This window comes from Corynebacterium sp. AOP40-9SA-29, assembly GCF_052377405.1.
Lineage (GTDB): Bacteria > Actinomycetota > Actinomycetes > Mycobacteriales > Mycobacteriaceae > Corynebacterium.
The window spans coordinates 22,642-43,923 of the sequence record NZ_JBQSWR010000012.1 but is presented as its reverse complement, the minus strand read 5'-3'; the positions used below and the strand labels follow the sequence as shown (position 1 = coordinate 43,923).

Sequence of the window (21,282 nt, the reverse complement as noted above, 5' to 3'; positions counted from 1 at the left end):
GGGTCTAGCTGATGGTGATCGGTAGGAGCTCTCGGCCGTCTTCAAGCGTGTCCGCCGCGCGGCTATCGTCGATGGTGTAGCCGGCGAGATCCAGCATCGCCTTCGCGTTGCCGTAGTGACCACCGTGTGTCAGGTGCGGAAGGATCTCGGCGACGACGGTCAGCACCGTGTTGCCCCGGGGTCCGCGCCCGGTGGCCAGCTGCACCCGCGGCGGCGTGGCAGTGTCGATGATCGCCCACTCGGCGCGAGGGCGAAACGGCACCTTGGTGCCGGCGAGGTCTGCGAACTGGTCAACGTCAACGGCGTCGACCGGGTGGCCTTCTTTGGCGAGAGTGGCGGCGTAGTGCTCGACCGCGGCGGTCACCAGCGCCACGCGCGACAGCATGCCGCTGGTCTGGCTGAGGGCGGCGCGGCACTGATCGAGCAGTGCGAGTGTGTCGACGCTCGTGTTGACCGAACTGTAGGCCGAGCGGCGTGGTGTGTTCATTAGCAGTGCCCCCACAGTCCGAGGTGATTGTGCTCGGCGGCGTCCTGGAGCCCGGTGTAATGATCTTTCAGTGAGTGGGGAAAGCTCGTCGTGTGTGCCAAGCCTCGGGCCAGCATCTCGGCGCCCAGGTTCGTCTCCCCAACCACGACGTGGGCGAGCTGCCGGTCGTAGTCGTCGACGTCATCGGCCGCCTCGTCGGTCACGAGCGTGACTCTCACGCCCGCCGGCGCCAGTTCACTGGCGATCGCGGATGCTTCTGGGCCCATGCACTCGACCGGCTTGTCCGGGTGCACGGTCTCTGGGGTGTCGATCCCCAGCACGCGCACCCGCTTCACTGTCCCGCCGTCGGTGGCGACGTCGACGGTGTCGCCGTCGATCACTCGATCAACGGTAAAGTCCTCGCAGCTGCCGATCTCACACAGTGACTGTGGCTCACTGGCGACTGCCGGAGCGGCACCCACCTCGTCGATGGCGCCGTCGAGCTCACTGCAGGCAGCCAGCCCGAGTGCGAGGATGCCGGCCGCCGTGGCGGCGGCAACGGTGCGGGAAATGCGGGTCATGATCTTCTCCTGGTCCTCGTCGAGCCGGTCAGAACGGCGGTTCATCATCGTCGGTGCTCTGGGGTGCTCCGGCCCAGGGGTCACTATCGGCAGCGTTGGTACTGCGCGGTGATGGTGCAGGCTCGCCGGCGTTACGCCCGGCGAAGCCGCCCTGCCCTCCGGTGCCACCACCATCACGGGGGGTCTTGGCGACCTGGGCGGTGGCGTACTTCAACGACGGGCCGACCTCGTCGGCCTCGAGTTCGAACACGGTGCGCTTCTCGCCCTCGCGGGTTTCGTAGGAGCGCTGGCGTAACCGGCCGGTGACGATCACCCGGTCACCCTTGGTGAGACTGTTGGCCACGTTCTCGGCAGCCTGCCGCCACACGTTGCACGTGAGGAACAGTGCCTCGCCGTCCACGTACTGGTTAGTCTGCGAGTCGAACCGGCGCGGTGTGGAGGCGACACGGAAGTTCGCCACGGCGGCTCCCGTCGCGGTGTAGCGCAGCTCGGGGTCGGCGACGAGGTTGCCGACGACGGTGATGGGGGTGTCTCCCTGTGCCATGATGGTGCTCCTATCGGTGATCGTGAGTGGTGAGGACATCGTGGGCAGCGAGGACGTCCTGGTCCATGGTTCTAGCTTTCCTGAGGGGTGTGGGCGTTTCCAGGCCGACGTCTCCAGTCCGGCATCACCACACCCTGAAACACGCCGGGTTTGCGTCTGGCTGCGGTAACCAGGTCTTCGACGGTGAGCTCACCGAGGTCAACGTGGCGCAGAAGTTCAGTGCGGGCCAGAAAGCTCTCCCGCGCGGCCGCCGCGTCCTCTTCTGCGTCGCTGGCTTCCTGCATGAGTTGTTCAACGTCTTGACTGTAGTTGGCACCGCGCGCAACCGGGCCCAGGCACTGCAGTTCACTCAATTCAGTCAGGGTCTCGGTGTTGACGACCGTGCCGTACTGCATGCGTCGGATGTCCTCGCTCAGCAGCTCCTGAATAGCGGTGATGTCGGCGGACATGGGTCTAGTCCTCCTGAGGGGTGTGGGTGTCGTCGTCCAGGACCTCTCCGTCGACAACGTCGGTGGCGTCGGTGCGGCCGAGGATGTCCCGACGGAAGGCGTCGAGGCGGGCGCGTGCGGCACGCTGGCGGCGGCCGTGCTCGACCATGAGGGTGAACAGGTCTTCCTCGTCGGCTTCCTCCCCAGCCTGGGCGAGGTTGGCGGCCATCGTCTGGAACTGGCGGCGGTAGCTGGCTCCGAGGACCAGGTCTGCAAGGTAGGTGATCTGTGCGGGCAGGGTGTTGAGTGAGGCGATTTCCAGGATGAAGCGCTGCGGAGTCTTGTTCTCGGGCCACCCTTCACGCCCCGACGCTCCGGCGGCGTCGCACCGGTTGGCGATGATCGTGGCGTCCAACGGAGCTCCAGACCCCGCCTGCTCGGCGATCAGGGAGAACAGCCTGCGGTGGGCGTAGTGGCGGAAGTCGGCCGGGGCCAGGGACTCGATGACGTCGAGGATCTTGCCCGTAGGGGCATCGGCCCACATCAGGGCACACAGCAGCTTGGCCTCCGGGTCCATCCTCGCGTCGTAGAGGTCGACGTTGTCGATGTCCTGCGGCTCGGTGGTGGCGTCCGGGGCCTTGTCCTGTACGGCGTGCAGTGCGCTCATGGTCTTGTGTGCTCCTTGTCTGTCCCTGGCGGGAACCGTGGCGTTCAGGCGGCCGCGGCGGTGCCGGCAGCGAGGTCCTTGATGCGGTCGGGACGGAAGCCTGACCAGTGGGCAGTGTCGGTGACGACGACGGGGGCCTGCAGGTGGCCCAGCTCGACACAAAAGTCACGGGCCGCGTCGTCGAGGGTGATATCTACCAGGTCGTAGGACACTCCGGCCTTTTCGAGGGCCCTCTTGGTGGCGGTGCACTGAACACAAGCGGGCTTGGTGTAGACGGTGATCTTGGTGGTGGACATTTCGATCAACTCCTTGTTCCTGTTCCCTTTATCTACACTTGAGTCTATCATCTGTACCTACCAGATGCAAGGTTTATATCGACCTCTTTTGGAAAACGACTGGACTATTTTCTAGAGCTTCGAGTTTCGTCTTTTAGAATCACAAACGCGATTGTAGTTCGTCGTTCATCGCGCAACGTGATAACTCGCATTGACCACTGGGGTATCGGGGCGAAAAGCCCTGATCCTTGCCGTCCCCTCCGATTCCCCGCGCCAGGCTTTGACGAGGAGACTGCACCTGGTCTCCCTGCTGCCCCTTCCCTGTCGTCCCCAGCCGATACCTCTGTAGCGGTGCCCCCGGTCCCGCCGGTGATCCCCCCCCTCACCGGCGGTTCCCCCACCCCCCTGGGGGCTAGCGGCGGCCGGTCACGATTCCGCCGAGGTGGCGGGAGAGCCGGTCGGCCCCCTGAGCCAAGGCCATCGACGGCGTTTCCACCTGCACATTCGGGTTGGAGCGCAGGGCGTAACCGGGGATCTTCTCACCGCTGATGGTGGTGATGGTGGTGCGCTGCAGCTCCGGGTCGATGAGGTAGTCGGCGTCGTCCGGGGTCAGGGCGTTGAGCTCGTTGTACTGCTCGATCACCTCGGCCGGGTCCATGTCCTCTGCGGCAGGGGACAGCTGACCACGGAAAATCATGTCCGAGATCATTTCCTCTGCGGTGGTGAAGTCGTTAAACATTTCTTGCTCCTTGTCTCCAGTCTGCGACCGGTACGGGGATAGAATCGGTGACCAGGATCCCTGGCCCCCTCCCCCCTCGTTTTTTTGCCGAGGAGGCACGCAGTGCCGATTAGGTCGCCCGCCCGGAGTGCAAGCATGGGAATCGAAGAAAGGAGAAAAGTTTTTCCGCGAAATAAGCGAGGCACGAGCGCGTGGACAAAGTTTTCGGGATGAATTCGACGAACTTTAGTTCGCCAGGCTTGCGCGGAGGGTGGGCGACCGTATAATCGCCGCAGGCTCCTCGGCAAGAAAATGAGGACCGTTGCGGTAGCTGACCGCAGCGCAGCGAGGATCAGGTACCGGGACGGTTTACAGTCCGGGCACCGGAGGGACGACGGGGTCCGGTCCTTGTCGTGGTCTGGGGGTGGGGCCGCGCCCGGCCGTAGGCTGGGTGGGCGCGGCGGCACCCCCAGACCACCGCGCCAGCCCTGCACGGGGCTGTTGGGTGGTCTCAGCGGCGGGGTGCCTCGCGGCGAGCGCCGGTGGGGCCGATGGGTTAGATCAGCGCCTTTGCGGTGGTGTCACGGTCCACAGGCGTGGCCAGCTTGTCGGCGGTCGCCTGGTTCATCGCGTGTCCTCCGCGCTCGAACTCGGACAGCACGGTAAGTGCGTGTTCGACCTTGTCCGCGAACGCCGCGTGGCCCTGGGCGCGGAGGTTCTTCGGCGAAGATCCGATGGAGGCGTTGAGGTAGTCCTGTGCGGTGGCGACGGTGGCCAGGTCGCCGCCGTTCTCCGCTCCGATGAGGAAACCGAGGGTCCATTCACCGTCAGGGCTGATGTCGAGCAGACACGCGCCGTTGTTGTTGTCGTGCTCGGCGATGGAGTGGGCGGACTCGTCGTCGTAGCGTCCGAGGCCCTGGGTCACTCCGGTGGTCTGGTTGACGCAGAAGGTCACCGCAGCGCCGAGGGCATGGTCACTGGCGTGGAACTTGTAGTACTCGTCCGCGCCGGTGGTGTTCATCAGCTCGGCCACCTGGGCGGCACGCAGGATCATGTGCGGCCCCCAGTTCCAGTGGAGGTGGCGGGCGATACGGTGCTGGTCGGTCTCCTCGCCGCCCTGTACACCGATCTGGGTGTAGGTCTGGTATCCGATGACCAGCAGGCTACGCTGTCCCATAGTTCTTGCTCCTTGTCTCCGGTATGTGACCGGAACGGGGAAAATCTCAGTGACCAGGTGATCCCTGGCCCCTCCCCCTCGTTTCTTTGCCGAGGAGGCACGCAGTGCCGATTAGGACGCACACCCGGAGCGCAAGTCCCGGGACCGGAGAAAGGAGAAAAGTTTTTCCGCGAAATAAGCGAGGCACGAGCGCGTGGACAAAGTTTTCGGGATGAATCCGGCGAACGCAGTTCGCGGGACTTTCGCGCAGGGTGGGCGTCCGTATAATCGCCGTAGGCTCCTCGGTAAAGAAATGAGGTTCCCCGCCGGCTGACTCGCCGCAGCGCAGCGAGGACGAGGCAGACGGTGGGGTCAACAGTCCGGGCACCGGAGGGACGACGGGGTCCGGTCCTTGTCGTGGTCTGGGGGTGGGGCCGCGCCCGGCCGTAGGCTGGGTGGGCGCGGCGGCGCCCCCAGACCACCGCGGTGTCGACCAGCCTGTGGGCTGTCGGCACCGCGAGATCACACGCCTATTCGGTGCTGTCGGCGGTGAGTCGGGGGGCCTGGGCGAGGTTGCGCAGGAACACGGCCGACTTCCCGGCGGTGACGGTCTGCAGGGCCTCGGCGGCGAAACGGACGAAGCTGGCGCGGTTGTAGCGGCCGGTCTCCTGGACGGCGATCTTGTGCGGGGTGTAGGGGGATTCGGGGTCAAAGGCGAAGATCATGCGGGTGAACAGTCCGTCGCGGAGCACCAGGCGGCTGGTGGCGGTGTAGACCTTGCGGCTCTTGTCGTGGGTGATGGCCAGGTGGATGGCGATCGTCTTTCCCTCGGCGGTGGCGCCGTTGGTGTACTGCCACGTGGCGGTGACGCTGCGCCCGTCAGTGGTGACGGTGATGTCGTCGACGCGGGGTGCATAGCCGTCGGCGGTCAGCTCGTCGGGGGCTGAGGCCAGGGCGTGGACCAGGTCGGCGGCAACGGTGGCGCTGGCGGTCTGGGATGCGGCGTGGGTGATCTTCTCGGCCAGGGTGTCGGTGGTGATCGTGCTCATGGGGTGGTTCTCCTTGTCTCCGGCGGGTCGCCGGTGTGCGGGATGTGGAAGGGGTGCCGGTGCGCCTCGCGGCCAGCGGCGACGCGATGGGTCGGGGGCTATCCCTCGGCGGTGTACTCGGCACCGACGAGGTGCCGGTGGGCGCGGCCCTCGATGCCGGTGACTTCGACGTGGTAGGTGGCGTGGATACTCGGGTCGCGGTCCTCACCGGTCAGCGCCAGGAACTCGGTGGCGATCCAGTCCTCGACGTCCGCCTGGTCGGCGTCGACGGCCGGGATGGTGTCGGTGAGCACGGGGACGGTCTCGCCGTGGGCACTGCTGGCACCGTCGGCGTAGTGGTTTTCGACGCGGATGGACACGCGGGTGGTGTTCAGCACGTACTCGGTGGCGGTGCTGTTGAAGGCGCCGTAACGGACCCGGTATCCGGTGGGCAGGATGATGCGGGCCTCGATCAGGGCGCGTCCCAGCTCGCTGGTGCGCGTCTCGTCCTTCATGGTGAAGGCTCCGGGCGCACTGGGAACGTGGCCCGGCAGGTTGGTCGACACGTCGTTGTAGAGCTCGCCGGTCTGCGCGTCGAAAGCCAGCAGGGCGATGCCGCCGGTGTGGGAGTACTCGCGGCGCTCGATGATGAGAGCCTGATCGTCGACGGTGATCCGGCCGACGATAGCGGGGGCGATACTGGTGGTCATGAGGGTTTCTCCTTGTCTCCGGCGCGTAGCCGGTGGGGATGAGATGATGTGTGGCGGTGAACCTCGCGGCCAGCGCCGAAGGGGCCGCTAGGCCCAGGTGGAGAAGGCGACGGGCTGGCCGTCCCACACCCGCATGTACGACTGGCCGTGCGGGGCCTTGAGTAGACCGGGCTGGCGCAGGACGCGGGAGGTGGTCTCCTCCTCGCTGCGAATGTCGGGGTTGGCGATCACGGTGCCGGACATGGAGCTGTGGATCTCGCCGATGGTCGCTCCGATGGCGACGCTGCACACGGTCGCGGCGGTCACGCGGGTGATGATGCGGAAATCGACATTTGTCTGGTCGTATCCCCACACGGACACGAGAATATCGCCGACGGTGAAAGTGTTAGTCTTCTCGGGCGAAGTGGCGAGGGCCATAATGTTCTCCTTTTCTGCCCCCGTGGGGGCTCTCTTTCTTACACTCTCAATTTTAGCATCGTCGGGGAATTTCGGCAACAGTTTTCGAGGATTAATTCCTGTAATTCTCGGCGGTTCTTCCTCGGGCAATTGTTGGGAGATATGGAATAACCCCGGGCACCGTGTCGGCGGTGTACTCGGTGATCTTGCGGTCCAGGTCAGCGAGGATGGTGACGGTGCGGGTCATGGGTCTTGGCTCCTTGTCTCCGGCGGGTGACCGGCGGCATGGGTGGCGGTGTGCCTCGCGGCGAGCGCCGGGATGGGGACTTAGGCGGTGGTCGTGATCGTCTGGCCGTGGGTCTGTGCGATGTATCCGCAGACGGCGCGGTCGTACCAGTCGGTGGCGTTGACGTCGATGGCGGTCCATCGCCCTGCCTGGATGGCTAGCGCGTTGCGCAGCCAGGCGTCCGGGGTGTCCTCGATGTGGGTCAGGGCCTGCTCTGACCAGTCGAGTAGCCCGGCAATGAGCTGGGCGTGGGTCAGCTCGGTGTCGGTGAGGATCAACGACGAGTGGTTGGTTGCGGCGTCGACGGTGATGGTGCCGTGGGTAGTTGCTTCAGGTGCCCGGTATGAGGTCATTTCGCCTCGGACGATGTCGACGAAGTTCTCGGCGAACCACTGGGCTGATCCTTCGGGGGTGATCCCGATGTGAATGGCGGTTGTCTTCTTCATGTCTTACTCCTTGTCTCCAGTCTGCGACCGGTACGGGGATAGAATCGGTGACCAGGATCCCTGGCCCCCTCCCCCCTCGTTTTTTTGCCGAGGAGGCACGCAGTGCCGATTAGGTCGACCGCCCGGAGTGCAAGCCTGGGAATCGAAGAAAGGAGAAAAGTTTTTCCGCGAAATAAGCGAGGGACGAGCGCGTGGACAAAGTTTTCGGGATGAATTCGACGAACTTTAGTTCGCCAGGCTTGCGCGGAGGGTGGGCGACCGTATAATCGCCGCAGGCTCCTCGGCAAGAAAATGAGGACCGTTGCGGTAGCTGACCGCAGCGCAGCGAGGATCAGGTACCGGGACGGTTTACAGTCCGGACACCGGAGGGACGACGGGGTCCGGTCCTTGTCGTGGTCTGGGGGTGGGGCCGCGCCCGGCCGTAGGCTGGGTGGGCGCGGCGGCACCCCCAGGCCACCGCGGTGCCGACCAGCCTGTGGGCTGTCGGCACCGCGAGATCACACGCCTACTCGGTGCCGTCGGCGGTGAAACGAAGTGAAGTGCAGAACAGCAGCGCCGTCACCAGCAACGACGTTGCTATATTGACACTACTTACCGTTTCATGTAATGTTGGTAATTTAGTGTATGTTGCGGCGGTCAAGCGCGGCGTATACCATGTCGGCATGGAGAATCTTCTGATGCACCCGATCCTGTCCGTCCCCGGATCGATCGCGATGATGGGGATCCCTGTCGCCGCGATCGCCGCACTCGTCCTGCTGGCCATCACCGGCGAGGCCACCCGCGGCAGATGGCTCGTCGCGCTCGGCGTCCTGGTCGGGTGGGCGATCCTCCGGGAGATCACCGACTGGGGCGCAGTCGCCCTGGCCGAGCACATGCCGCTGGTCCTCCTGCCCGCGGCCTGGACGGCCGCAGCGGTGGCCGGCATGTGGGCGGCCTGGCGCATCATGGTCCGCATCCCCGCCTGACACCACGCCCGGACACCCCCTCGCTCTGCTGCGAGGGGGCTCTTTCCGTTCTGGGCCGACCTCCCCGCTCAGCAGTTCCGCTAGTGGTCAGTCCAGGTCGCGGCGGAGGATCTCGGCGGCGGCGTCCTCGTCCGCTCGCGTCTGGCCGGCCACGGCCGCCAGCACTGAGGCGATGCCGAGCTGGTCGGCAGCATCGAGCTGCTCGTACGCGGCGGCGAAATCACCCGGGGCCTCATCGGGTCGACTGAGCAGGACCGCCAGGCAGACCAGCAGAGCGTACTCGCTGCTCGACAGTCCTCCCGCGGCGACGACGTCGCCGATGCGGATGTCCCCGCCGGCACCGGCAGGGATCGTGAGCTGACTCCAGCCCTGTGTCGTGCGAATGGCGGTGTCAGCGACGTCAGTCAGCATCTGGGGTCTCCTCGTCGGGGATCAGCAACGGCAGCGCAGGATCGAGCAGTCCAGCGGCACGCCACTTGGCGGCCAGGCGTGACACCCACGCCTGGCTGAGGTTCATGCTGCGCGCCACATCGGCCTGGGAGTACTCCCCCGAGGCGAGCATGGACCGCATGTGCTCCTGCTGGAATGGCGTCAACCGGGTGCGTCGCCCCGACAGTCGCCCCTCGGCTTTCGCGATCGCGAGACCTTCCTTGGTGCGTTGACTGATCAGATCAGCCTCGAACTCGGCGAAGACAGCGGTCATGTTGAAGAACATCCGGCCCATGGGGTCTTCGGGATCGTAAACGGTCGACCCCATCTGCAGTTTTACGCCCTGGTCAGTGAGGTGTTCCGCGATGCTCGACACATCGGAGATCGACCGGCCCAGCCGGTCGAGTTTGGTAACCACCAGAACATCGCCGTCACGGCAGGCGGCAAGCGCCTTGTCCAGCCCCGGGCGGGCGCGTTTGCGGCCGGTGTACCCGTGGTCGACGTAGATGCGGGCATTCTCGACGCCGAGATCCCGGAGCTGCTGTTTCTGTGCCCGCAGGTCCTGCTTCTCGGTCGAGCACCGGGCGTAACCAACTTTCACTGGATCACGTCGCGTTGGTCGTTAAGAGCTACAAGGGTGAACATCACGCATGATCCCCTATTCAAATGCTTTGCGAGGACCAGCCATGGCAAAGATCGTAATTCCCACGAAGAAGATGATGGGGGCGGCGATGAACCAGGGACTCGCGTCGCCGAATATGATGAGCGCTGTCGCTGCTAGTGCGAGGAATACAGTGCCGAACAGTCCTCGGATATAGACGTTGGCGCGGGGTTTTTCAGCCATGAGGGTGCCTTTCCGTGCGTTTCGATGGATGTGGTCTCGACCGTAGCGTCTCACCCGGACATCGGTCAGGGCCGTCGATCGAATGTTCGCATGTCGTGCCTATATAGTACAGTAGCGCAACTTAATTCCGCAAGGGGTTTACGCAAGGCGTCCACCACGTACCTCGCGGCCTCGCGAGGCCTTGCGAATACCGTTCATTATCCGCAAGACGCGACCGCTCCGCTTCTCTGTTATCAGAGAATGACTGAGTAGCACTGCGCGAGGTTGTGCGGTGTGGTACAGTGCCAGTATGACAGCAGAGAACGGACGTAGAGACATGCAGGGCGCCACCGAGAGGCTCGTCGCCAACCGTGAAACCATCATCTCCCTCACCGACCAACTCGATGAAGCGAAGATGAAACGCACCAACTTGATCGTCGAGGGAGCCGCCTACGGCCTCGACGGCGATCAACTCGCAACAGCCACAGGGCTTTCCCGCAGTGCCATACACCGACACCTCGCTCGGGCGGGAGTCAGCCTCAACCCCGATGTTCCGTATACCGAACTGGAGATGACCGCGATCGTGACCGCGTCAGCAGAACCACTCACAGACGGGCGAGGGTCAGTCAACCTGGAATCCACACCCGAGGAAATCGCTCAGCGATCGCTCACCAGCTGGTCCCTGGACAAGATCCGTCGCGAGCGCATCCCCCTACGTCGGTTGCTCGTACGACTTGGATCCGCCACGGACTCCCCCGGCACCATCGTCGCAGACTGGGCACTCGACCCATCAAAACCGACTCGCGGCGACGCTTTCCGGCCACTGAACATCAACGACCATAACTACCTAGGCACCGTGGGGCGTCGTCTGTCGATGCAAGGCGAGAAGCTGGGCCAGCTGGTGACATGGTCGCCGGACATCAGGGCACTACACGCTTCCGGGGAATCCCCCCTCATCGAGGAGGCCACCGATGAGTCGAACGACGGTGCAGCGCAGTGGAATAAGAACGAGGGAACTGGATGGATCGAGCTCGAAGGGTTCGGGGCAATCAATCCTCGGCGCGACAATGTCGGCCCAGCGGGGCGATACTACTTCACAGCGAAGACCCTCGACGGTGAGTACGCCACCGCCTACGGATCCGAGATCACAGCAGGGCCAGAGACGTGGCACTACGAAGTCGACAGCCCGTTCTACCTGAAAGACAGTGCCGGCCACTGCATCGAGGTGGTCGTCTCACTACTGGCCGGCGGGCGCTACGGCATGAGATACCGGGACAGTGTTTGGCCGACCGACGAGGCAGATGCGTGGTAGAAGCCTGCAGACCGGAGCAGACAACTCACCGGAAGTAGGTGCGGTGACTATCGCCCGGGCGCACAGCAGCATGTTTCTGTGGCGGATCGCTGACCAAGACAAAAAGGAACCGGCCCTGAGGGCATGCCCTCAGCGCCGGTGTCCTGTAACTGCGGGTACTATCCCGCTATATGCTTGACATCCTAGACCGCCCCTGAACGAAAGGCAAGTTCCCAGTGCCCAGGCTGACATATCGTGCCGCCCGGCAGATCGAGCAGGCTATCCCCGCCGCCCGGTTTCAGACCTACAAGCAGACTACAGGGGGCGTCATCGAGGCGGCGCAACTCTACCTGTGGAATATCCAGGCAGCCAGCGCGGTCACCGAGCTGACTGGCCTGGCCGAAGTGCTGCTTCGAGACACGATCGACACACGTCTTCGGGCCTGGAACGCCACCGTCGCCGGCCGGGAGGACTGGATAGTGCACCCAGCTCCAACAGTGTTAAAACACCAGGTCCGCCCTGATGTTCCTCCATCGTGGAAACCGAGGCGAGCCGGGGATCTATACCCACAGTGGTGGGAGAAGAAAGCACTGGACAACTACGACGCACGCCGACCGGGTGCCGCATCATCGGCAGGCCCCCCTCCGACGCATGACGATCTGGTGGCGAGTCTGAACTTCGGGTCGTGGACCAGCATCCTTCCCACCCCACAGGCAGGCCAGAACAACAACCGTGTCAAGATCTGGGATGCCGCCCTGTCATCGGGTTTCACAGGGGTCCGCCGCGAGGCGGTATACCGCTATGCCCACGAACTACGGTGGATGAGGAACCGGGCGGCACATCTACGACCCATGCTCAACACCGATGATCTCTGGGTTACCCATCGTTACGCGATACGCTTGCTCCGCTCCATGGACACGGACTTCGCACAGATAATCGCAGGACAAGCCGTTCTCCCAACGATCATCAAGGCCAAGCCCTGAACCTCGGTGTAGTGGTTCTCGATGAAGTCGAATATCCGACGCCACCCCTCCTTCGGGGCTCCATTGCGGAGCCCAATTGATCCAGCTCTCGAACTGGCCACGGTGAGTTGCCAACAGGGTGTGACCTGCTCACCAAGGCAGAATCACCCGACGTTCGCTGGCAGACCCGGACTCGATCGCTGCTTCCCCAACGAGAACCGGGCCCGCTTGCCTTCTGTGCCACCCCTCACCCCGGCGGACGGCGATAGCCGGCCTCCCGCAACCGCCTGGACCGCATCCGGTAGAGATCCCCTTCGAGGCAAGGCGGTGTAGCGCGCAGCGACCGCCGCGGCAGCTCACGCCAGCGGTGCCACGGGAGGATCAGTTTTCTCCGACGATTACCATCGACCGGCTCAGCTCCTCCGAGGCGCTCCAGGCCTGCTACAGCGCGGCCCTGGAGTGGCTCACTGAGGTTGACCAGTACAGCCCGACTCCGGACGGCCCCCTGGCGGCGGCACTACGCTCTGGGCTGTCCCGGGTTCGGCAGTTCAACCGCGCCGACGGTTCGGTTCCCGGCCGCCCCGCCCTGCCCGAGGTGGAGGACTTCAACGTCGAGGTGGTCACAGTCACCGGTGACGTCGGCGCCGAGTGGGTGGCCTCGCTGCAGCAGATCCGCGAGGCGGTCGTAGACAACTCGCCGCGCGCCCGTCAGCAGCGTGCTCTGCAGATCGGCGCAGCACAGTATGCCTTCGCCCAGGACGAGTTCGGCCGCGACATGATCGATGCTTACGGGGTGTGCTGTCGCGTCACTGATGACGGCGGCCAGGCACTCGTCGTCCGGCCGCGCACCGCGGAGCATCTGGATCAGCAGTACCTACAGGCTGCACGGATCGTAGTACACAACCCGAGTAGTACCGGCGGTGATCTGGCGGTGTTCCTGCGCTTCGCAGACGGCAGTATGACACTGCTTCCCCACCGCAACGTACTCGGCGGAGTCAACTTCGGCTACAGCGGTTCCGGCAGCGGCGAGCTGGCCACTGACATCGACAGGCTGCGCCAGGAGGTCCACGGCGCGCAGGAGTCCTACGACGAGGTGTTCTCCATGGTCAGCGAACGGGGGCTGACCAGGCTGGACATCGCTGTTTAAGCGCTGGCCTTGGCCGCGCGTCGAGCGGCGAGCTCGTCGGTCGGTGTCCCACCGCCGGCGCTGGACGCGTCCAACGCCGTGATCGTTGCCGAGAGGTCCTTGACCAAGCCGGGCACCGCCAGGCCAAACACGCCCTGACCGCCGGCGAGCAGATCGGTGACATCGTCGGCGCTGCGGCACTCGTAGACGCTGACCCCGTCGGACATCAGGGTCAACCCCGCAAGGTCCTCGACCCCTCGCGCTGCGAGGTGGTCGACGGCCTTACGGACGTTCTGCAGACTTATACCGACGTCGATGAGGGCCTTGATCATCTTGATCAGCAACAGGTCCCGGAACGAGTAGAGACGGTGGGACCCGGAGCCGGCGGCGCTGGCGATCGAGGCAGTCACCAGGTTGGTGCGCGTCCAGTAGTCCAGCTGGCGGTAGGTGATACCGGCGATCTGGCAGACAGTGGTCCCGCGGTAGCCAACCGTCTCGTCGGTCGGGCTAGCGGCCTCGAACAAGGTGCCCTGCACGGGCTGTGCGGTTGTGGTCATGGTGTCGCGTGCCCTTCTTCCCCAAGGGTGATGACGTGCGTGGTATTTACCCGGTCCACAGTAGTGGACGTCACCGCTTCCCGATACCGCCCAATCATCCCCAGGGGCAAGGTGGTCCAGCGGAGCGGCCACCGCGGCAGCCTTCTTTTCCGGTCTCGCGCACTGCGACCCACCGTCCACTCAACTACTCCCCCACACCCGGAGTAGCCTCGAGGTCGCGCGCATCGATGGGTTTCAGTGCTTTGATGCCGGTGACGGCCGGGACGATCGCGCGGCGGCCGGCATCGTCGATGTCCACAGTCCAGCTCAGCGATCGCTCCTCGGCGAGCACCAGGAGCTCGTCACCGACGGCGACGCCGTCGACAGTATCGGCCATGCTGGCCGGCCAGCGGGTCTGGATCGGCTGGCGCTGACCGTGCCGCGGCATGGTGAGGGTGATCGAGTGGTTCCCACCTCGCTGGTCGATGTCCACGACGGTTCCGACGAGCTGCAGGGGTTTGGGCTCGATGCTCTGGTAGATCTCGACGGCATCGCGGGAGTCGCCGATGACGTCGTAGAACAGTCCGACGGCCACCAGGATCGTGGAGGTCGCCCCGGTGGTCTCGTCGGTGTCGGTGCGCTGAGTGAGGGTGTCCTCGTGGGCAGCGAAGATGATCCGCGTGCCCAGGGCGAGATCAGCCAGCGCGTCAGGGCTGCGCGGGATCGACCAGATCACCGCGATTTGCTGGGCCCGTGCCAGGCCCTCGACGCTGATCAGCGTCTCGGCGCGGTCCTTGCGGGCGTAGGTGTCGATGACGGTTCCGATGTACTTCATGGTGGTGCTCCATATCTCCGCAGGCGTGGGCGGAACAAAGTGCGGGTTGAGGGTTGCTCGGCCAAGCCACGCGTGCTGAGCTCGGCGGGTGAGGACTGATCGGTGTGCATACCGAACACCTCGTCTCTACGTACTCAGAAACCTGTCCACGGCGGCATAGAGGACTTCCTGAACTGTGGTGCCTTCCTGGGCAGCCTTCGCTTTCAAGGCTTTCCGCTTCTCCTCCTCGATCCGAAAGGCGAGAAGCTTGCGGTCGTCTTTCGCTTTGGGCAGTAGCGTCTCGACTGTGGGGGCGGCTTCTTCTTTGGCCGTGTTGCGTTGAGTGGTGCGACTGAAACTGTTGGTTCTAGCGTTCTTCATCGGAAGCTACCTCCTCGATTTCGTCCAGGACCTCATCGAAGCCGTTGAGCTTGTCCGGGACAGTACCGTTGGCGTGCACAATATGCTCTCGGTGGGTGATGATCGTGTCGAAGCGTTGGAACGGCTCTCGCTCCGCCGGTCCGTCCAAGTCAGCGATGATCTGGTCCAGCGCTCGAGTACGGAGCCGTGCATCGTTGATCAACACCGCCGCTTTGCCTTCTGGGGCCATGTCATAGGTGATCTGGGTTCTGTCATAGTCATCGGGAGAAGGCTTGCATGGGATGACGATGAAGTCTGCCAGCTCCATTGCAATGGCGATGATCCTCGGGTCCCCCGGTGGACAGTCAATGATGATGGGTTGATCCGAGTTCTTGATCTGCTTGAGCCGGTACTCGGTGAGGTTCTCGACGGTCCATGCAGGCTCGCTGTTTTCGCCAGCGAAGTCGTACCATCGTGTAGCTGATCCTTGGGGGTCCATGTCGATTACACGCGGATGGTAGCCCTTTCGCACGCACGCCTCGGCGAGGTAGATGGCTGAGGTGGTCTTCCCTACCCCGCCTTTTGTGTTGGTGACCGTGATAATCACTGCGATGACTCCTAGTTGACTTGATTGCATGTTAGCTAGATGACCTGGTAGCGCGCGGACGAGCTGGCTTGCTATCTTGTCACCTCGCTTGCTTGTCATCATGTTAACACGTAGGCGACAAGTTAGCTAGCTTGCACGCTAACTGGATAACATAAAGGCAAGTCAGCACGTCCTCTAGCTAGCGTGATGACAAGTTGTCATGATGCTATGTTAGCTAGCTATCTCCAGGGAAGGTGGAGTTCGCCTTGCCCTGAGGCGAACTCCGTGGGCCGGGGGTCAAACGAGGATTTCGGCCCCGTGTTGGTTCCACTGTTCTTCGGCGTGCTGGTGGTGGTTGTGACAGGCAGTGGTCTTGCGGTGGCTCATCCTCGGCAGAGCATGGAGGTCTTCATCGACTCGGCGCAGTTCGGTGAGGATCGCGGTGTGAAGCACACCCGTGGTGACCCGGGCAGAGCGGTTAAGCCGTGCCTTGCGGCGCAGCAGCAGCCGACGGGTCTCGTCGACGAGCTGGCGGTGTTCGTCAGTGTAGGGCAGCACCAGCGGTGGAGTAGCGTCAGCTCCGGGCGCCGGGGCGGGGGAGTGGTGACCGGCATTGTGGGGTGCCGTGGAGGTGGCGCGGTGGGTATTGCGGTGGGTTGTGGTGTTTCTGGAGCTGCGGGCACGGCGCTGGGCGGTGGTGAGTGCTTTTGCGTGTCTGCGCTGCAGTTTTTTGGCCCGTGCGGTGGCGGTTTTGGTCCACTGGTGAGCCTGTCCGGGTAGCGCGTCGGTGAGGGCGTGGCGGTGCTCGCGGGTGGTGGTGAGCTCGGCGGTGAGCTGGTCACGCTCGGCAGAGGCCACGCCGGTCTCCAGGATGCTTAGCAGGGTGTTCTCGAGTGTGGCGAGGGTCTTGTCGGCGTGGGTGCGCTGTGTTGCGGTCATCGTCGTGGCCATGGTGTCTATTGTCCTTGCTGTCAGGGTGTTTTCGGGTTAGTCGCGAAGAGCGGTGTGTCAGGTCATCCGACGGGGCTCCAGTTTCTGCGGGTGCCGCACCAGTGGAGTTGGTAGGCTTCGGCGACTCGTGACCAGGCGGGGAAGTGGTCGTGGGCATCCCAGTCGATGCACCTCAACACGGTGGTCATCCACCCGGTGGCGTTGTCAGGGCGGGTGGACAGGCCCAAGGCGATGAAGCCAGTGGAGGTGCTGGTGGCCTGGTGGACCAGGCCGGCCAGTACGTCGCGGGTGGTTGCCCAGTGCGGGGTGTGGGTGTCGATGAGCCGGGCCAGGGATGTCAGGGGCATCTGGGCGGTGGTGGTGCCGATGAGGTGGGTGTAGGGCCCGTTGTCCAGGGCGTTTCCGGTGTGAGAGCGGGTCAGATCGTCGGCGATGCGCCAGGCCCGCACGCTGATCGGGGTTGTCCTGGCGGGTTGTTTGGTGTGGGTGTTGTTCGGGTTGTTGGTCGGGGAGGGTGTCTCGGTGTTCGCGCGCGCGAGCGCGCGCGGGTGAGCAACCCACTTACTTCCAAGAGGGAGGAGATAACCGTAACCACAGGTGTAGGTGGAAGATTTCGTGTTCTCGCAGCTCACTGAGGTGTCCTCGCCAGTGGCCTCGCTGGTGGTGTTGGTGGGGTTATCCACAGAGGTCGCAGTAGGGGTATCGATAGTGTCCAGCTCGCTTCTCTGCCCGGCCCAGGTGGCGGTGTAGCGGGCGTCGCGAGCGGCGAGGCGGTCGCTGAGGCCTTGGGCGTAGGCCGGGGCAGGGCAGACGGCAGCGGCGTCTGTGGAGTGTTCGGGGTGGGGCATGAAGTGGTCGGGGATGTTGGCGTCGACGACGTTGCCGGCGGTTTTCTGGTGGTGTCCGTGGTGGGTGCGCGCGGCGAGGCGCTCGATGCTTCGCAGGTGCCGACCGGTCGCGTGGATGATCAGCACATCGGCATCGACGAGTTCGCGGGTGATCGCGCGTAGATAGCGTGCCCCGGTCGCCGGGGTGATCGTGGCACCGTGGCGTTCGATGGCCCGCGAGACGATCGTGTCGTTTGAGGCGGTGCAGCCCCGCCCGTGGGCGGTAAAGAAGTCCGCGCGGGCGCGCAGAAGAGCTTCGGCTGTTCGGTGGCTGCACTGCAGTGGGCGGGTAGGCCGGGTGCGGGCGGTGTCGCAGACGCCCAGGGCGGTGGCGATCCAGTGTTGCCTGCCGGCCCAGACCCCGCGGCGCGCGTCAGTGGGCACAGGTAGTGACCAGGAGCCTGTGGCGGCCTGGTCGCCGTTGAGCTCTGCCAGGGCCGGGGTGAGACTGTCGCGGGCACCGGTGAGCTGGTCGGCCAGGGCGTCGGCGTAGTGCTCTAGCTCGTCGCGGGCGGTAGCGAAGTCCTCGGGAAGCTCCAGGACGTGGTTCCAGGCGGCGAGCTGGCCGCGCTGGTGGATGGCGTGCAGGGCCATGCGCGCGGCGTTGGCGGTGGCCGCCAGGTGGGCGGCGGTGTGGTTCGCCGTCTCCAGATCCACCACCGAGGGTGTGCCAGCCGCACCCGCGGGGGACACTTCGCCGGCCGGTGAGATCGTGGTGCTCACCGGGTGGCTATTGCTGGTGGGGGAGGGGTCCAGGATGCGCAGCGCGGTGCTCACCAAGGACTGGGCGATGCGTGGGGTGAGCCGACCGCGCCGGCGCACAGCGGTAGGCACTGGTGTCACTTCGGGGGTGACAGTGGCTGAAATATGAGGTTGTGTCGACTCGGAAGCAGGGCCGTGACCTGCTCTGACTACAGAAAAACCCAGGATAGACTCGTGTCCACTTGCGTCCTGCAAGAGGGTGTAGCTATCCTGGGAGACGTCGAATAGCAATAGACGCTCCCTTGTAGGGGGGACCCCAGCAGAACGATTGCCGTCGTTCTCGCCGAACTTCTCGAAAAGCCCCGGACTAGTCACCCGGGGTTTTTCTCTGTCTGCACCAGGTCTGCATTTCGCCGTCACTCCGGTCAGGGAGTGGGGGAGCAGGATCTTGGCTCTACCGTCCTCGTTGCGATGTCAGTCGCAGTCCGCGCTCCGGTCAGGGAGAGTCGGTGGGGAGGTGGCCAAGGTGGTGGTCGCCCTTGGTCTAGCTGGCGACGAGCATGTGCTCGGACCCCTATCACTGTGAAATTGTCGCGTGCGCCCAGGTCTTGTGGTGAGCAGGGCGATGGCTCCAACAAGCTCAGATGGGTCGGTGGAGTCCTCCTCGTGTAATTACAGACGTGTCGATACTCGATCATTCCACACAGGAAGCCGTAGTGGCAGATGCGACACAGAACGGCCCCGCTGAGTGTTTAGCTAAAAGTCTAACACGATGTCACGTTGCGTAAAGTGCTGCATCGAGAAGTCTGGCGATCTCGTCGGCGTAGTGTGCGACCGCATTGGGAGAGTGTCGTGACCCGTTGATGGTCACCGCGTAGCCTTGAGCGGTGACATGGACCTCAGCGAGGGGGCTTTGCCAGGTGCGCGTGATGGTCGCACCTGCATTGATGGCCGCCGCTGCAGAGACGAGCATGGTGTGCAGCTGGTCAAGGTCCTCGAGTGTGGCGGGTTCGCTCTCGACGAAAGCCACCCCTGCATTGGGGTAGACGGTGACTCCGGTACTGCAACTATGGATCGGCGTGTCCGCCGCGAGGGAAACGTAGTGCAGGGGAGAAGCGATGGAGCGGTTACGGGGGAGAGTAGGCATAGCAGCTTTCGGCATGGGTCGACTGTGGCGCATATTTCGTCGGTCCCGGTCGTGCCCTAGTTCCCTGGCCATTTCCAGGGCAAGCGACGCCGAATCTGCGGTGAGCGAACCAGCGAGGTGTCACTGGCGGTCTCAGACAGAACCTATATCGGTAATGAACATACCAGATGTGATGTGGCTAGTGCAGCGCATCGCCGAACCAGTACGTCACCAAGGCGGCAGTTTTCTCGCCGACCTTGATGGGGTCAATGCGTACCCGGGCCTCGTCGCCGGTGCGCCCTGTCGTTGTGACCTCGGCGAGGGGGAGCCCACTCTTGGCGACGGCTTTGATGTGGTCCAGTGCATGGTCAGTGGTGGGATCGCTGACCAGCAGGTCACGCAGCTTCGAGGCTCCCGACGGAACGGTTGGTGGCGTTTCGCCGTAGGTGCGCAGGATGGTCCCGCCCTCTGGGTCGATGATGAGGCGATACAACCCTGGAATGGGAACCTGTGTAGACACCTGTGTGGTGAGCGTTTGGGGATCAGGCGCCTGTGTTCCGGGCGTCCATGGTCCGCACTGCCGGGTGACTCCGTGCAGGATGACCTCTCCGGTGTCGTCGTGCTTGACGAAGCGGCAGGAGTAATGGGCGATCCATCGACCGCTCTCCAGGGTCTCAGTGGCATCTGTCTCCACCGTCTCGAAGGCCTGGTGGGTGACACCAGGCTTCTTTTCCACCAGTTTCTGCAGAGCTTCATGATCGTGGCCGACGAGTCGGAGAAACGCCTCATGCAGGGGTCTACCGTTTTGTCGCTGCTCTTCGGGAGTCTGATACATGTCCAGTAGATCCACACTGCCGTGAGCTGTCCCCTCGGTGACATTGAAATGCCACGCCCCGCATGCCGGCGGATCGATCGGTGGTTCACCGTCCTCGGGACCGTAGTGAACCAACACCGCGGGGGTCCATCCGCTGAGATCAGTACGTGGCTCTAGGATGTACCGGGTTCCGGACTGGACGAAGTCTTTACGGCTAGGGCTGTCCTCGTGCTGCAGGCTCTCCAGGGCGGTGAGGATCACTGTGCGATGACTCTTGGACTTGATCACTCGTTCCAGCGGGACGAACGTCTTCGCTGTCTGACCTACTGCAATGACCGTGGGTTCAGACGTATGGCCGAACTGCTCGATGAGAATCCAGTCGGGCTGCGCACTTCGGCTCACGGCTGTCCTTCCTGTGCCGTTGGGTAAGGTCCCACCACGGCGGTGACGATTTGCTGGGTTGTCCTGGGAAAAAGCTTGTTAGCTAGTATAACTAGTCGTGCATCCCCGCTGGTGCAGGTGCGATTCTTTCTCCCTGCCGCCGCCGTGATGATCCTGGCAGCTGCGATGTCTGGTTGTTGGCGTGCGACGCGGCGCTGGAACTTGTCTGCGACGATGTGGGCCTCGCGTCGCCCACTACGCTCGGCTGAGCGGTGGAAGATTGGTGTTTTGACACCTCCGAGAACGCAGTCAGTGACCGTTGCTGGGGAAAGTTCAGGTCGCAGAGCTTCGGCTAGCATCCATAGTGCTGCCTTGCTGGAGCTGTACGCTCCGTATCCGGGTGCTGTGATCTGCGAGAAGGCTGAGTTGAGGAGGACGAACCGCCCAGCGTGTGCACGCAGCGACGATGCGGCAGCGTGCGCGACGATCGCTGGTCCTAGGACGTTTTCCGAGAATAACGTTGTGAGCTGGTTTGCTCCCTGGTCGCCTAGGAGGGGCGCAGAGTCGGCGACTCCAGCGGCGTAGATGACTGTTGAGATCTCGGGATGGCCACTGAACCAGGAGTGGACAGTGTGGGGATCCGTGGCATCGAAACCGGTGGTGATGTCCAGGGCGTGGACAGTGGCCCCCTGGTCAATGAGTTGCTGGCGGAGGTGTTGTCCGATTCCTCCGGAGGCACCTATCAGGGCCACGTTCTCGGTTTGCCAGTCGTGTGTGCGGTCGGTGCGTTGTCCACTCTGTGATCTCACACAACCAGCATGCCTTGTT

At 63.9% G+C, this 21,282-nt stretch carries 29 protein-coding genes; 4 read left to right on the top strand and 25 right to left on the bottom strand.

All coding sequences use genetic code 11. The annotated features are described in order from the left end of the window. Positions 1–4: 4 nt before the first annotated feature. From ACT3SZ_RS15465 to ACT3SZ_RS15405, 13 genes are all read right to left on the bottom strand, one after another. The gene (locus tag ACT3SZ_RS15465) at positions 5–487 is read right to left on the bottom strand and encodes a hypothetical protein (protein WP_444620125.1); all 483 of its coding nucleotides are present in this window, start codon (positions 485–487) and stop codon (positions 5–7) included. Further along, positions 487–1,095: a thermonuclease family protein gene (locus ACT3SZ_RS15460; protein WP_444620123.1), complete on the bottom strand. Its 609-nt coding sequence runs from the start codon at positions 1,093–1,095 to the stop codon at positions 487–489. Before ACT3SZ_RS15460 ends, ACT3SZ_RS15465 begins: the two co-directional genes overlap by 1 nt. Continuing rightward, a complete protein-coding gene (locus ACT3SZ_RS15455) occupies positions 1,076–1,591 on the bottom strand; it encodes a single-stranded DNA-binding protein (protein ID WP_444620121.1) in 516 nt (171 codons plus the stop codon). Before ACT3SZ_RS15455 ends, ACT3SZ_RS15460 begins: the two co-directional genes overlap by 20 nt. Before the next feature lie 71 nt (positions 1,592–1,662). Continuing rightward, positions 1,663–2,040, bottom strand: coding sequence for a hypothetical protein (locus tag ACT3SZ_RS15450; protein WP_444620119.1), 378 nt, complete (start codon positions 2,038–2,040; stop codon positions 1,663–1,665). A 4-nt stretch (positions 2,041–2,044) separates the two neighbouring features. Beyond that, the gene (locus ACT3SZ_RS15445) at positions 2,045–2,686 is read right to left on the bottom strand and encodes a DnaB-like helicase N-terminal domain-containing protein (RefSeq protein WP_444620117.1); all 642 of its coding nucleotides are present in this window, start codon (positions 2,684–2,686) and stop codon (positions 2,045–2,047) included. Between the two features lie 44 nt (positions 2,687–2,730). Next, entirely contained in the window at positions 2,731–2,982 is a 252-nt protein-coding gene (gene nrdH, locus ACT3SZ_RS15440; RefSeq protein WP_444620115.1) for a glutaredoxin-like protein NrdH, read from the bottom strand. 391 nt (positions 2,983–3,373) lie between these two features. Beyond that, on the bottom strand, positions 3,374–3,700 hold the full coding sequence (locus ACT3SZ_RS15435; RefSeq protein WP_444620113.1) for a hypothetical protein: 327 nt from the start codon (positions 3,698–3,700) through the stop codon (positions 3,374–3,376). A gap of 535 nt (positions 3,701–4,235) precedes the next feature. Continuing rightward, on the bottom strand, positions 4,236–4,856 hold the full coding sequence (locus ACT3SZ_RS15430; protein ID WP_444620111.1) for a hypothetical protein: 621 nt from the start codon (positions 4,854–4,856) through the stop codon (positions 4,236–4,238). A 509-nt stretch (positions 4,857–5,365) separates the two neighbouring features. After that, the gene (locus tag ACT3SZ_RS15425) at positions 5,366–5,884 is read right to left on the bottom strand and encodes a hypothetical protein (protein ID WP_444620109.1); all 519 of its coding nucleotides are present in this window, start codon (positions 5,882–5,884) and stop codon (positions 5,366–5,368) included. Positions 5,885–5,982: 98 nt separating this feature from the next. Further along, the gene (locus ACT3SZ_RS15420; protein WP_444620108.1) at positions 5,983–6,573 is read right to left on the bottom strand and encodes a hypothetical protein; all 591 of its coding nucleotides are present in this window, start codon (positions 6,571–6,573) and stop codon (positions 5,983–5,985) included. An 87-nt stretch (positions 6,574–6,660) separates the two neighbouring features. After that, positions 6,661–6,990, bottom strand: coding sequence for a hypothetical protein (locus ACT3SZ_RS15415; RefSeq protein ID WP_444620106.1), 330 nt, complete (start codon positions 6,988–6,990; stop codon positions 6,661–6,663). Between the two features lie 91 nt (positions 6,991–7,081). Then, positions 7,082–7,216 carry a hypothetical protein gene (locus ACT3SZ_RS15410; protein WP_444620104.1) on the bottom strand — a complete coding sequence of 45 codons (135 nt, stop codon included), beginning with the start codon at positions 7,214–7,216 and terminating at the stop codon, positions 7,082–7,084. Between the two features lie 80 nt (positions 7,217–7,296). Beyond that, positions 7,297–7,701, bottom strand: coding sequence for a hypothetical protein (locus ACT3SZ_RS15405; protein WP_444620102.1), 405 nt, complete (start codon positions 7,699–7,701; stop codon positions 7,297–7,299). Between the two features lie 662 nt (positions 7,702–8,363). Here ACT3SZ_RS15405 and ACT3SZ_RS15400 point away from each other — a divergent pair. Beyond that, positions 8,364–8,666, top strand: a complete 303-nt coding sequence (locus ACT3SZ_RS15400; RefSeq protein ID WP_444620100.1) for a hypothetical protein — start codon at positions 8,364–8,366, stop codon at positions 8,664–8,666. A gap of 87 nt (positions 8,667–8,753) precedes the next feature. Here ACT3SZ_RS15400 and ACT3SZ_RS15395 read toward each other — a convergent pair whose 3' ends face one another. The 3 genes from ACT3SZ_RS15395 to ACT3SZ_RS15385 are packed head-to-tail and all read right to left on the bottom strand — an operon-like array spanning position 8,754 to position 9,939. Beyond that, entirely contained in the window at positions 8,754–9,077 is a 324-nt protein-coding gene (locus ACT3SZ_RS15395) for a hypothetical protein (protein ID WP_444620098.1), read from the bottom strand. Beyond that, the gene (locus ACT3SZ_RS15390) at positions 9,067–9,696 is read right to left on the bottom strand and encodes a recombinase family protein (protein WP_444620096.1); all 630 of its coding nucleotides are present in this window, start codon (positions 9,694–9,696) and stop codon (positions 9,067–9,069) included. The genes ACT3SZ_RS15395 and ACT3SZ_RS15390 overlap by 11 nt, the downstream gene beginning before the upstream one ends. Positions 9,697–9,753: 57 nt before the next feature. Next, positions 9,754–9,939: a hypothetical protein gene (locus ACT3SZ_RS15385; RefSeq protein ID WP_444620094.1), complete on the bottom strand. Its 186-nt coding sequence runs from the start codon at positions 9,937–9,939 to the stop codon at positions 9,754–9,756. A 289-nt stretch (positions 9,940–10,228) separates the two neighbouring features. Between ACT3SZ_RS15385 and ACT3SZ_RS15380 the strand changes: the two genes are divergently transcribed. From ACT3SZ_RS15380 to ACT3SZ_RS15370, 3 genes are all read left to right on the top strand, one after another. Next, a complete protein-coding gene (locus ACT3SZ_RS15380; protein ID WP_444620092.1) occupies positions 10,229–11,230 on the top strand; it encodes a hypothetical protein in 1,002 nt (333 codons plus the stop codon). Positions 11,231–11,445: 215 nt separating this feature from the next. Further along, positions 11,446–12,192, top strand: a complete 747-nt coding sequence (locus ACT3SZ_RS15375) for a hypothetical protein (RefSeq protein ID WP_444620090.1) — start codon at positions 11,446–11,448, stop codon at positions 12,190–12,192. Between the two features lie 346 nt (positions 12,193–12,538). Continuing rightward, on the top strand, positions 12,539–13,318 hold the full coding sequence (locus ACT3SZ_RS15370; protein WP_444620089.1) for a hypothetical protein: 780 nt from the start codon (positions 12,539–12,541) through the stop codon (positions 13,316–13,318). On the opposite strand, the gene ACT3SZ_RS15365 is transcribed toward ACT3SZ_RS15370, so the two are convergent. From ACT3SZ_RS15365 to ACT3SZ_RS15325, 9 genes are all read right to left on the bottom strand, one after another. Next, positions 13,315–13,854: a MerR family transcriptional regulator gene (locus tag ACT3SZ_RS15365; RefSeq protein WP_444620087.1), complete on the bottom strand. Its 540-nt coding sequence runs from the start codon at positions 13,852–13,854 to the stop codon at positions 13,315–13,317. The genes ACT3SZ_RS15370 and ACT3SZ_RS15365 overlap by 4 nt on opposite strands. A gap of 184 nt (positions 13,855–14,038) precedes the next feature. Continuing rightward, a complete protein-coding gene (locus ACT3SZ_RS15360) occupies positions 14,039–14,668 on the bottom strand; it encodes a hypothetical protein (RefSeq protein ID WP_444620085.1) in 630 nt (209 codons plus the stop codon). Between the two features lie 126 nt (positions 14,669–14,794). Continuing rightward, positions 14,795–15,028: a hypothetical protein gene (locus tag ACT3SZ_RS15355; RefSeq protein ID WP_444620082.1), complete on the bottom strand. Its 234-nt coding sequence runs from the start codon at positions 15,026–15,028 to the stop codon at positions 14,795–14,797. Beyond that, positions 15,015–15,614, bottom strand: coding sequence for a ParA family protein (locus tag ACT3SZ_RS15350; RefSeq protein WP_444620080.1), 600 nt, complete (start codon positions 15,612–15,614; stop codon positions 15,015–15,017). The genes ACT3SZ_RS15355 and ACT3SZ_RS15350 overlap by 14 nt, the downstream gene beginning before the upstream one ends. A 276-nt stretch (positions 15,615–15,890) precedes the next feature. Continuing rightward, on the bottom strand, positions 15,891–16,544 hold the full coding sequence (locus tag ACT3SZ_RS15345) for a hypothetical protein (RefSeq protein ID WP_444620079.1): 654 nt from the start codon (positions 16,542–16,544) through the stop codon (positions 15,891–15,893). Between the two features lie 62 nt (positions 16,545–16,606). After that, positions 16,607–18,265, bottom strand: coding sequence for a hypothetical protein (locus ACT3SZ_RS15340; protein WP_444620077.1), 1,659 nt, complete (start codon positions 18,263–18,265; stop codon positions 16,607–16,609). A 643-nt stretch (positions 18,266–18,908) separates the two neighbouring features. Continuing rightward, positions 18,909–19,295, bottom strand: coding sequence for a hypothetical protein (locus ACT3SZ_RS15335; RefSeq protein ID WP_444620075.1), 387 nt, complete (start codon positions 19,293–19,295; stop codon positions 18,909–18,911). A 163-nt stretch (positions 19,296–19,458) separates the two neighbouring features. Further along, positions 19,459–20,475 carry a GAF domain-containing protein gene (locus ACT3SZ_RS15330; RefSeq protein ID WP_444620073.1) on the bottom strand — a complete coding sequence of 339 codons (1,017 nt, stop codon included), beginning with the start codon at positions 20,473–20,475 and terminating at the stop codon, positions 19,459–19,461. Further along, positions 20,472–21,263, bottom strand: coding sequence for an SDR family NAD(P)-dependent oxidoreductase (locus tag ACT3SZ_RS15325; protein ID WP_444620072.1), 792 nt, complete (start codon positions 21,261–21,263; stop codon positions 20,472–20,474). The genes ACT3SZ_RS15330 and ACT3SZ_RS15325 overlap by 4 nt, the downstream gene beginning before the upstream one ends. Between the last annotated feature and the right edge of the window lie 19 nt (positions 21,264–21,282).

What these genes read in the sequence shown, in the direction of transcription:
- ACT3SZ_RS15430 (WP_444620111.1), bottom strand. Translation starts at nt 4,856, where the DNA reads ATGGGACAGCGTAGCCTGCTGGTCATCGGATACCAGACCTACACCCAG.
- ACT3SZ_RS15385 (WP_444620094.1), bottom strand. Translation starts at nt 9,939, where the DNA reads ATGGCTGAAAAACCCCGCGCCAACGTCTATATCCGAGGACTGTTCGGC.
- ACT3SZ_RS15445 (WP_444620117.1), bottom strand. Translation starts at nt 2,686, where the DNA reads ATGAGCGCACTGCACGCCGTACAGGACAAGGCCCCGGACGCCACCACC.
- ACT3SZ_RS15380 (WP_444620092.1), top strand. Translation starts at nt 10,229, where the DNA reads ATGACAGCAGAGAACGGACGTAGAGACATGCAGGGCGCCACCGAGAGG.
- ACT3SZ_RS15460 (WP_444620123.1), bottom strand. Translation starts at nt 1,095, where the DNA reads ATGATGAACCGCCGTTCTGACCGGCTCGACGAGGACCAGGAGAAGATC.
- ACT3SZ_RS15410 (WP_444620104.1), bottom strand. Translation starts at nt 7,216, where the DNA reads ATGACCCGCACCGTCACCATCCTCGCTGACCTGGACCGCAAGATCACC.
- ACT3SZ_RS15405 (WP_444620102.1), bottom strand. Translation starts at nt 7,701, where the DNA reads ATGAAGAAGACAACCGCCATTCACATCGGGATCACCCCCGAAGGATCA.
- ACT3SZ_RS15360 (WP_444620085.1), bottom strand. Translation starts at nt 14,668, where the DNA reads ATGAAGTACATCGGAACCGTCATCGACACCTACGCCCGCAAGGACCGC.
- ACT3SZ_RS15455 (WP_444620121.1), bottom strand. Translation starts at nt 1,591, where the DNA reads ATGGCACAGGGAGACACCCCCATCACCGTCGTCGGCAACCTCGTCGCC.
- ACT3SZ_RS15365 (WP_444620087.1), bottom strand. Translation starts at nt 13,854, where the DNA reads ATGACCACAACCGCACAGCCCGTGCAGGGCACCTTGTTCGAGGCCGCT.
- ACT3SZ_RS15395 (WP_444620098.1), bottom strand. Translation starts at nt 9,077, where the DNA reads ATGCTGACTGACGTCGCTGACACCGCCATTCGCACGACACAGGGCTGG.
- ACT3SZ_RS15435 (WP_444620113.1), bottom strand. Translation starts at nt 3,700, where the DNA reads ATGTTTAACGACTTCACCACCGCAGAGGAAATGATCTCGGACATGATT.
- ACT3SZ_RS15400 (WP_444620100.1), top strand. Translation starts at nt 8,364, where the DNA reads ATGGAGAATCTTCTGATGCACCCGATCCTGTCCGTCCCCGGATCGATC.
- ACT3SZ_RS15415 (WP_444620106.1), bottom strand. Translation starts at nt 6,990, where the DNA reads ATGGCCCTCGCCACTTCGCCCGAGAAGACTAACACTTTCACCGTCGGC.
- ACT3SZ_RS15355 (WP_444620082.1), bottom strand. Translation starts at nt 15,028, where the DNA reads ATGAAGAACGCTAGAACCAACAGTTTCAGTCGCACCACTCAACGCAAC.
- ACT3SZ_RS15345 (WP_444620079.1), bottom strand. Translation starts at nt 16,544, where the DNA reads ATGGCCACGACGATGACCGCAACACAGCGCACCCACGCCGACAAGACC.
- nrdH (WP_444620115.1), bottom strand. Translation starts at nt 2,982, where the DNA reads ATGTCCACCACCAAGATCACCGTCTACACCAAGCCCGCTTGTGTTCAG.
- ACT3SZ_RS15450 (WP_444620119.1), bottom strand. Translation starts at nt 2,040, where the DNA reads ATGTCCGCCGACATCACCGCTATTCAGGAGCTGCTGAGCGAGGACATC.
- ACT3SZ_RS15335 (WP_444620075.1), bottom strand. Translation starts at nt 19,295, where the DNA reads ATGCCGAAAGCTGCTATGCCTACTCTCCCCCGTAACCGCTCCATCGCT.
- ACT3SZ_RS15425 (WP_444620109.1), bottom strand. Translation starts at nt 5,884, where the DNA reads ATGAGCACGATCACCACCGACACCCTGGCCGAGAAGATCACCCACGCC.
- ACT3SZ_RS15465 (WP_444620125.1), bottom strand. Translation starts at nt 487, where the DNA reads ATGAACACACCACGCCGCTCGGCCTACAGTTCGGTCAACACGAGCGTC.
- ACT3SZ_RS15420 (WP_444620108.1), bottom strand. Translation starts at nt 6,573, where the DNA reads ATGACCACCAGTATCGCCCCCGCTATCGTCGGCCGGATCACCGTCGAC.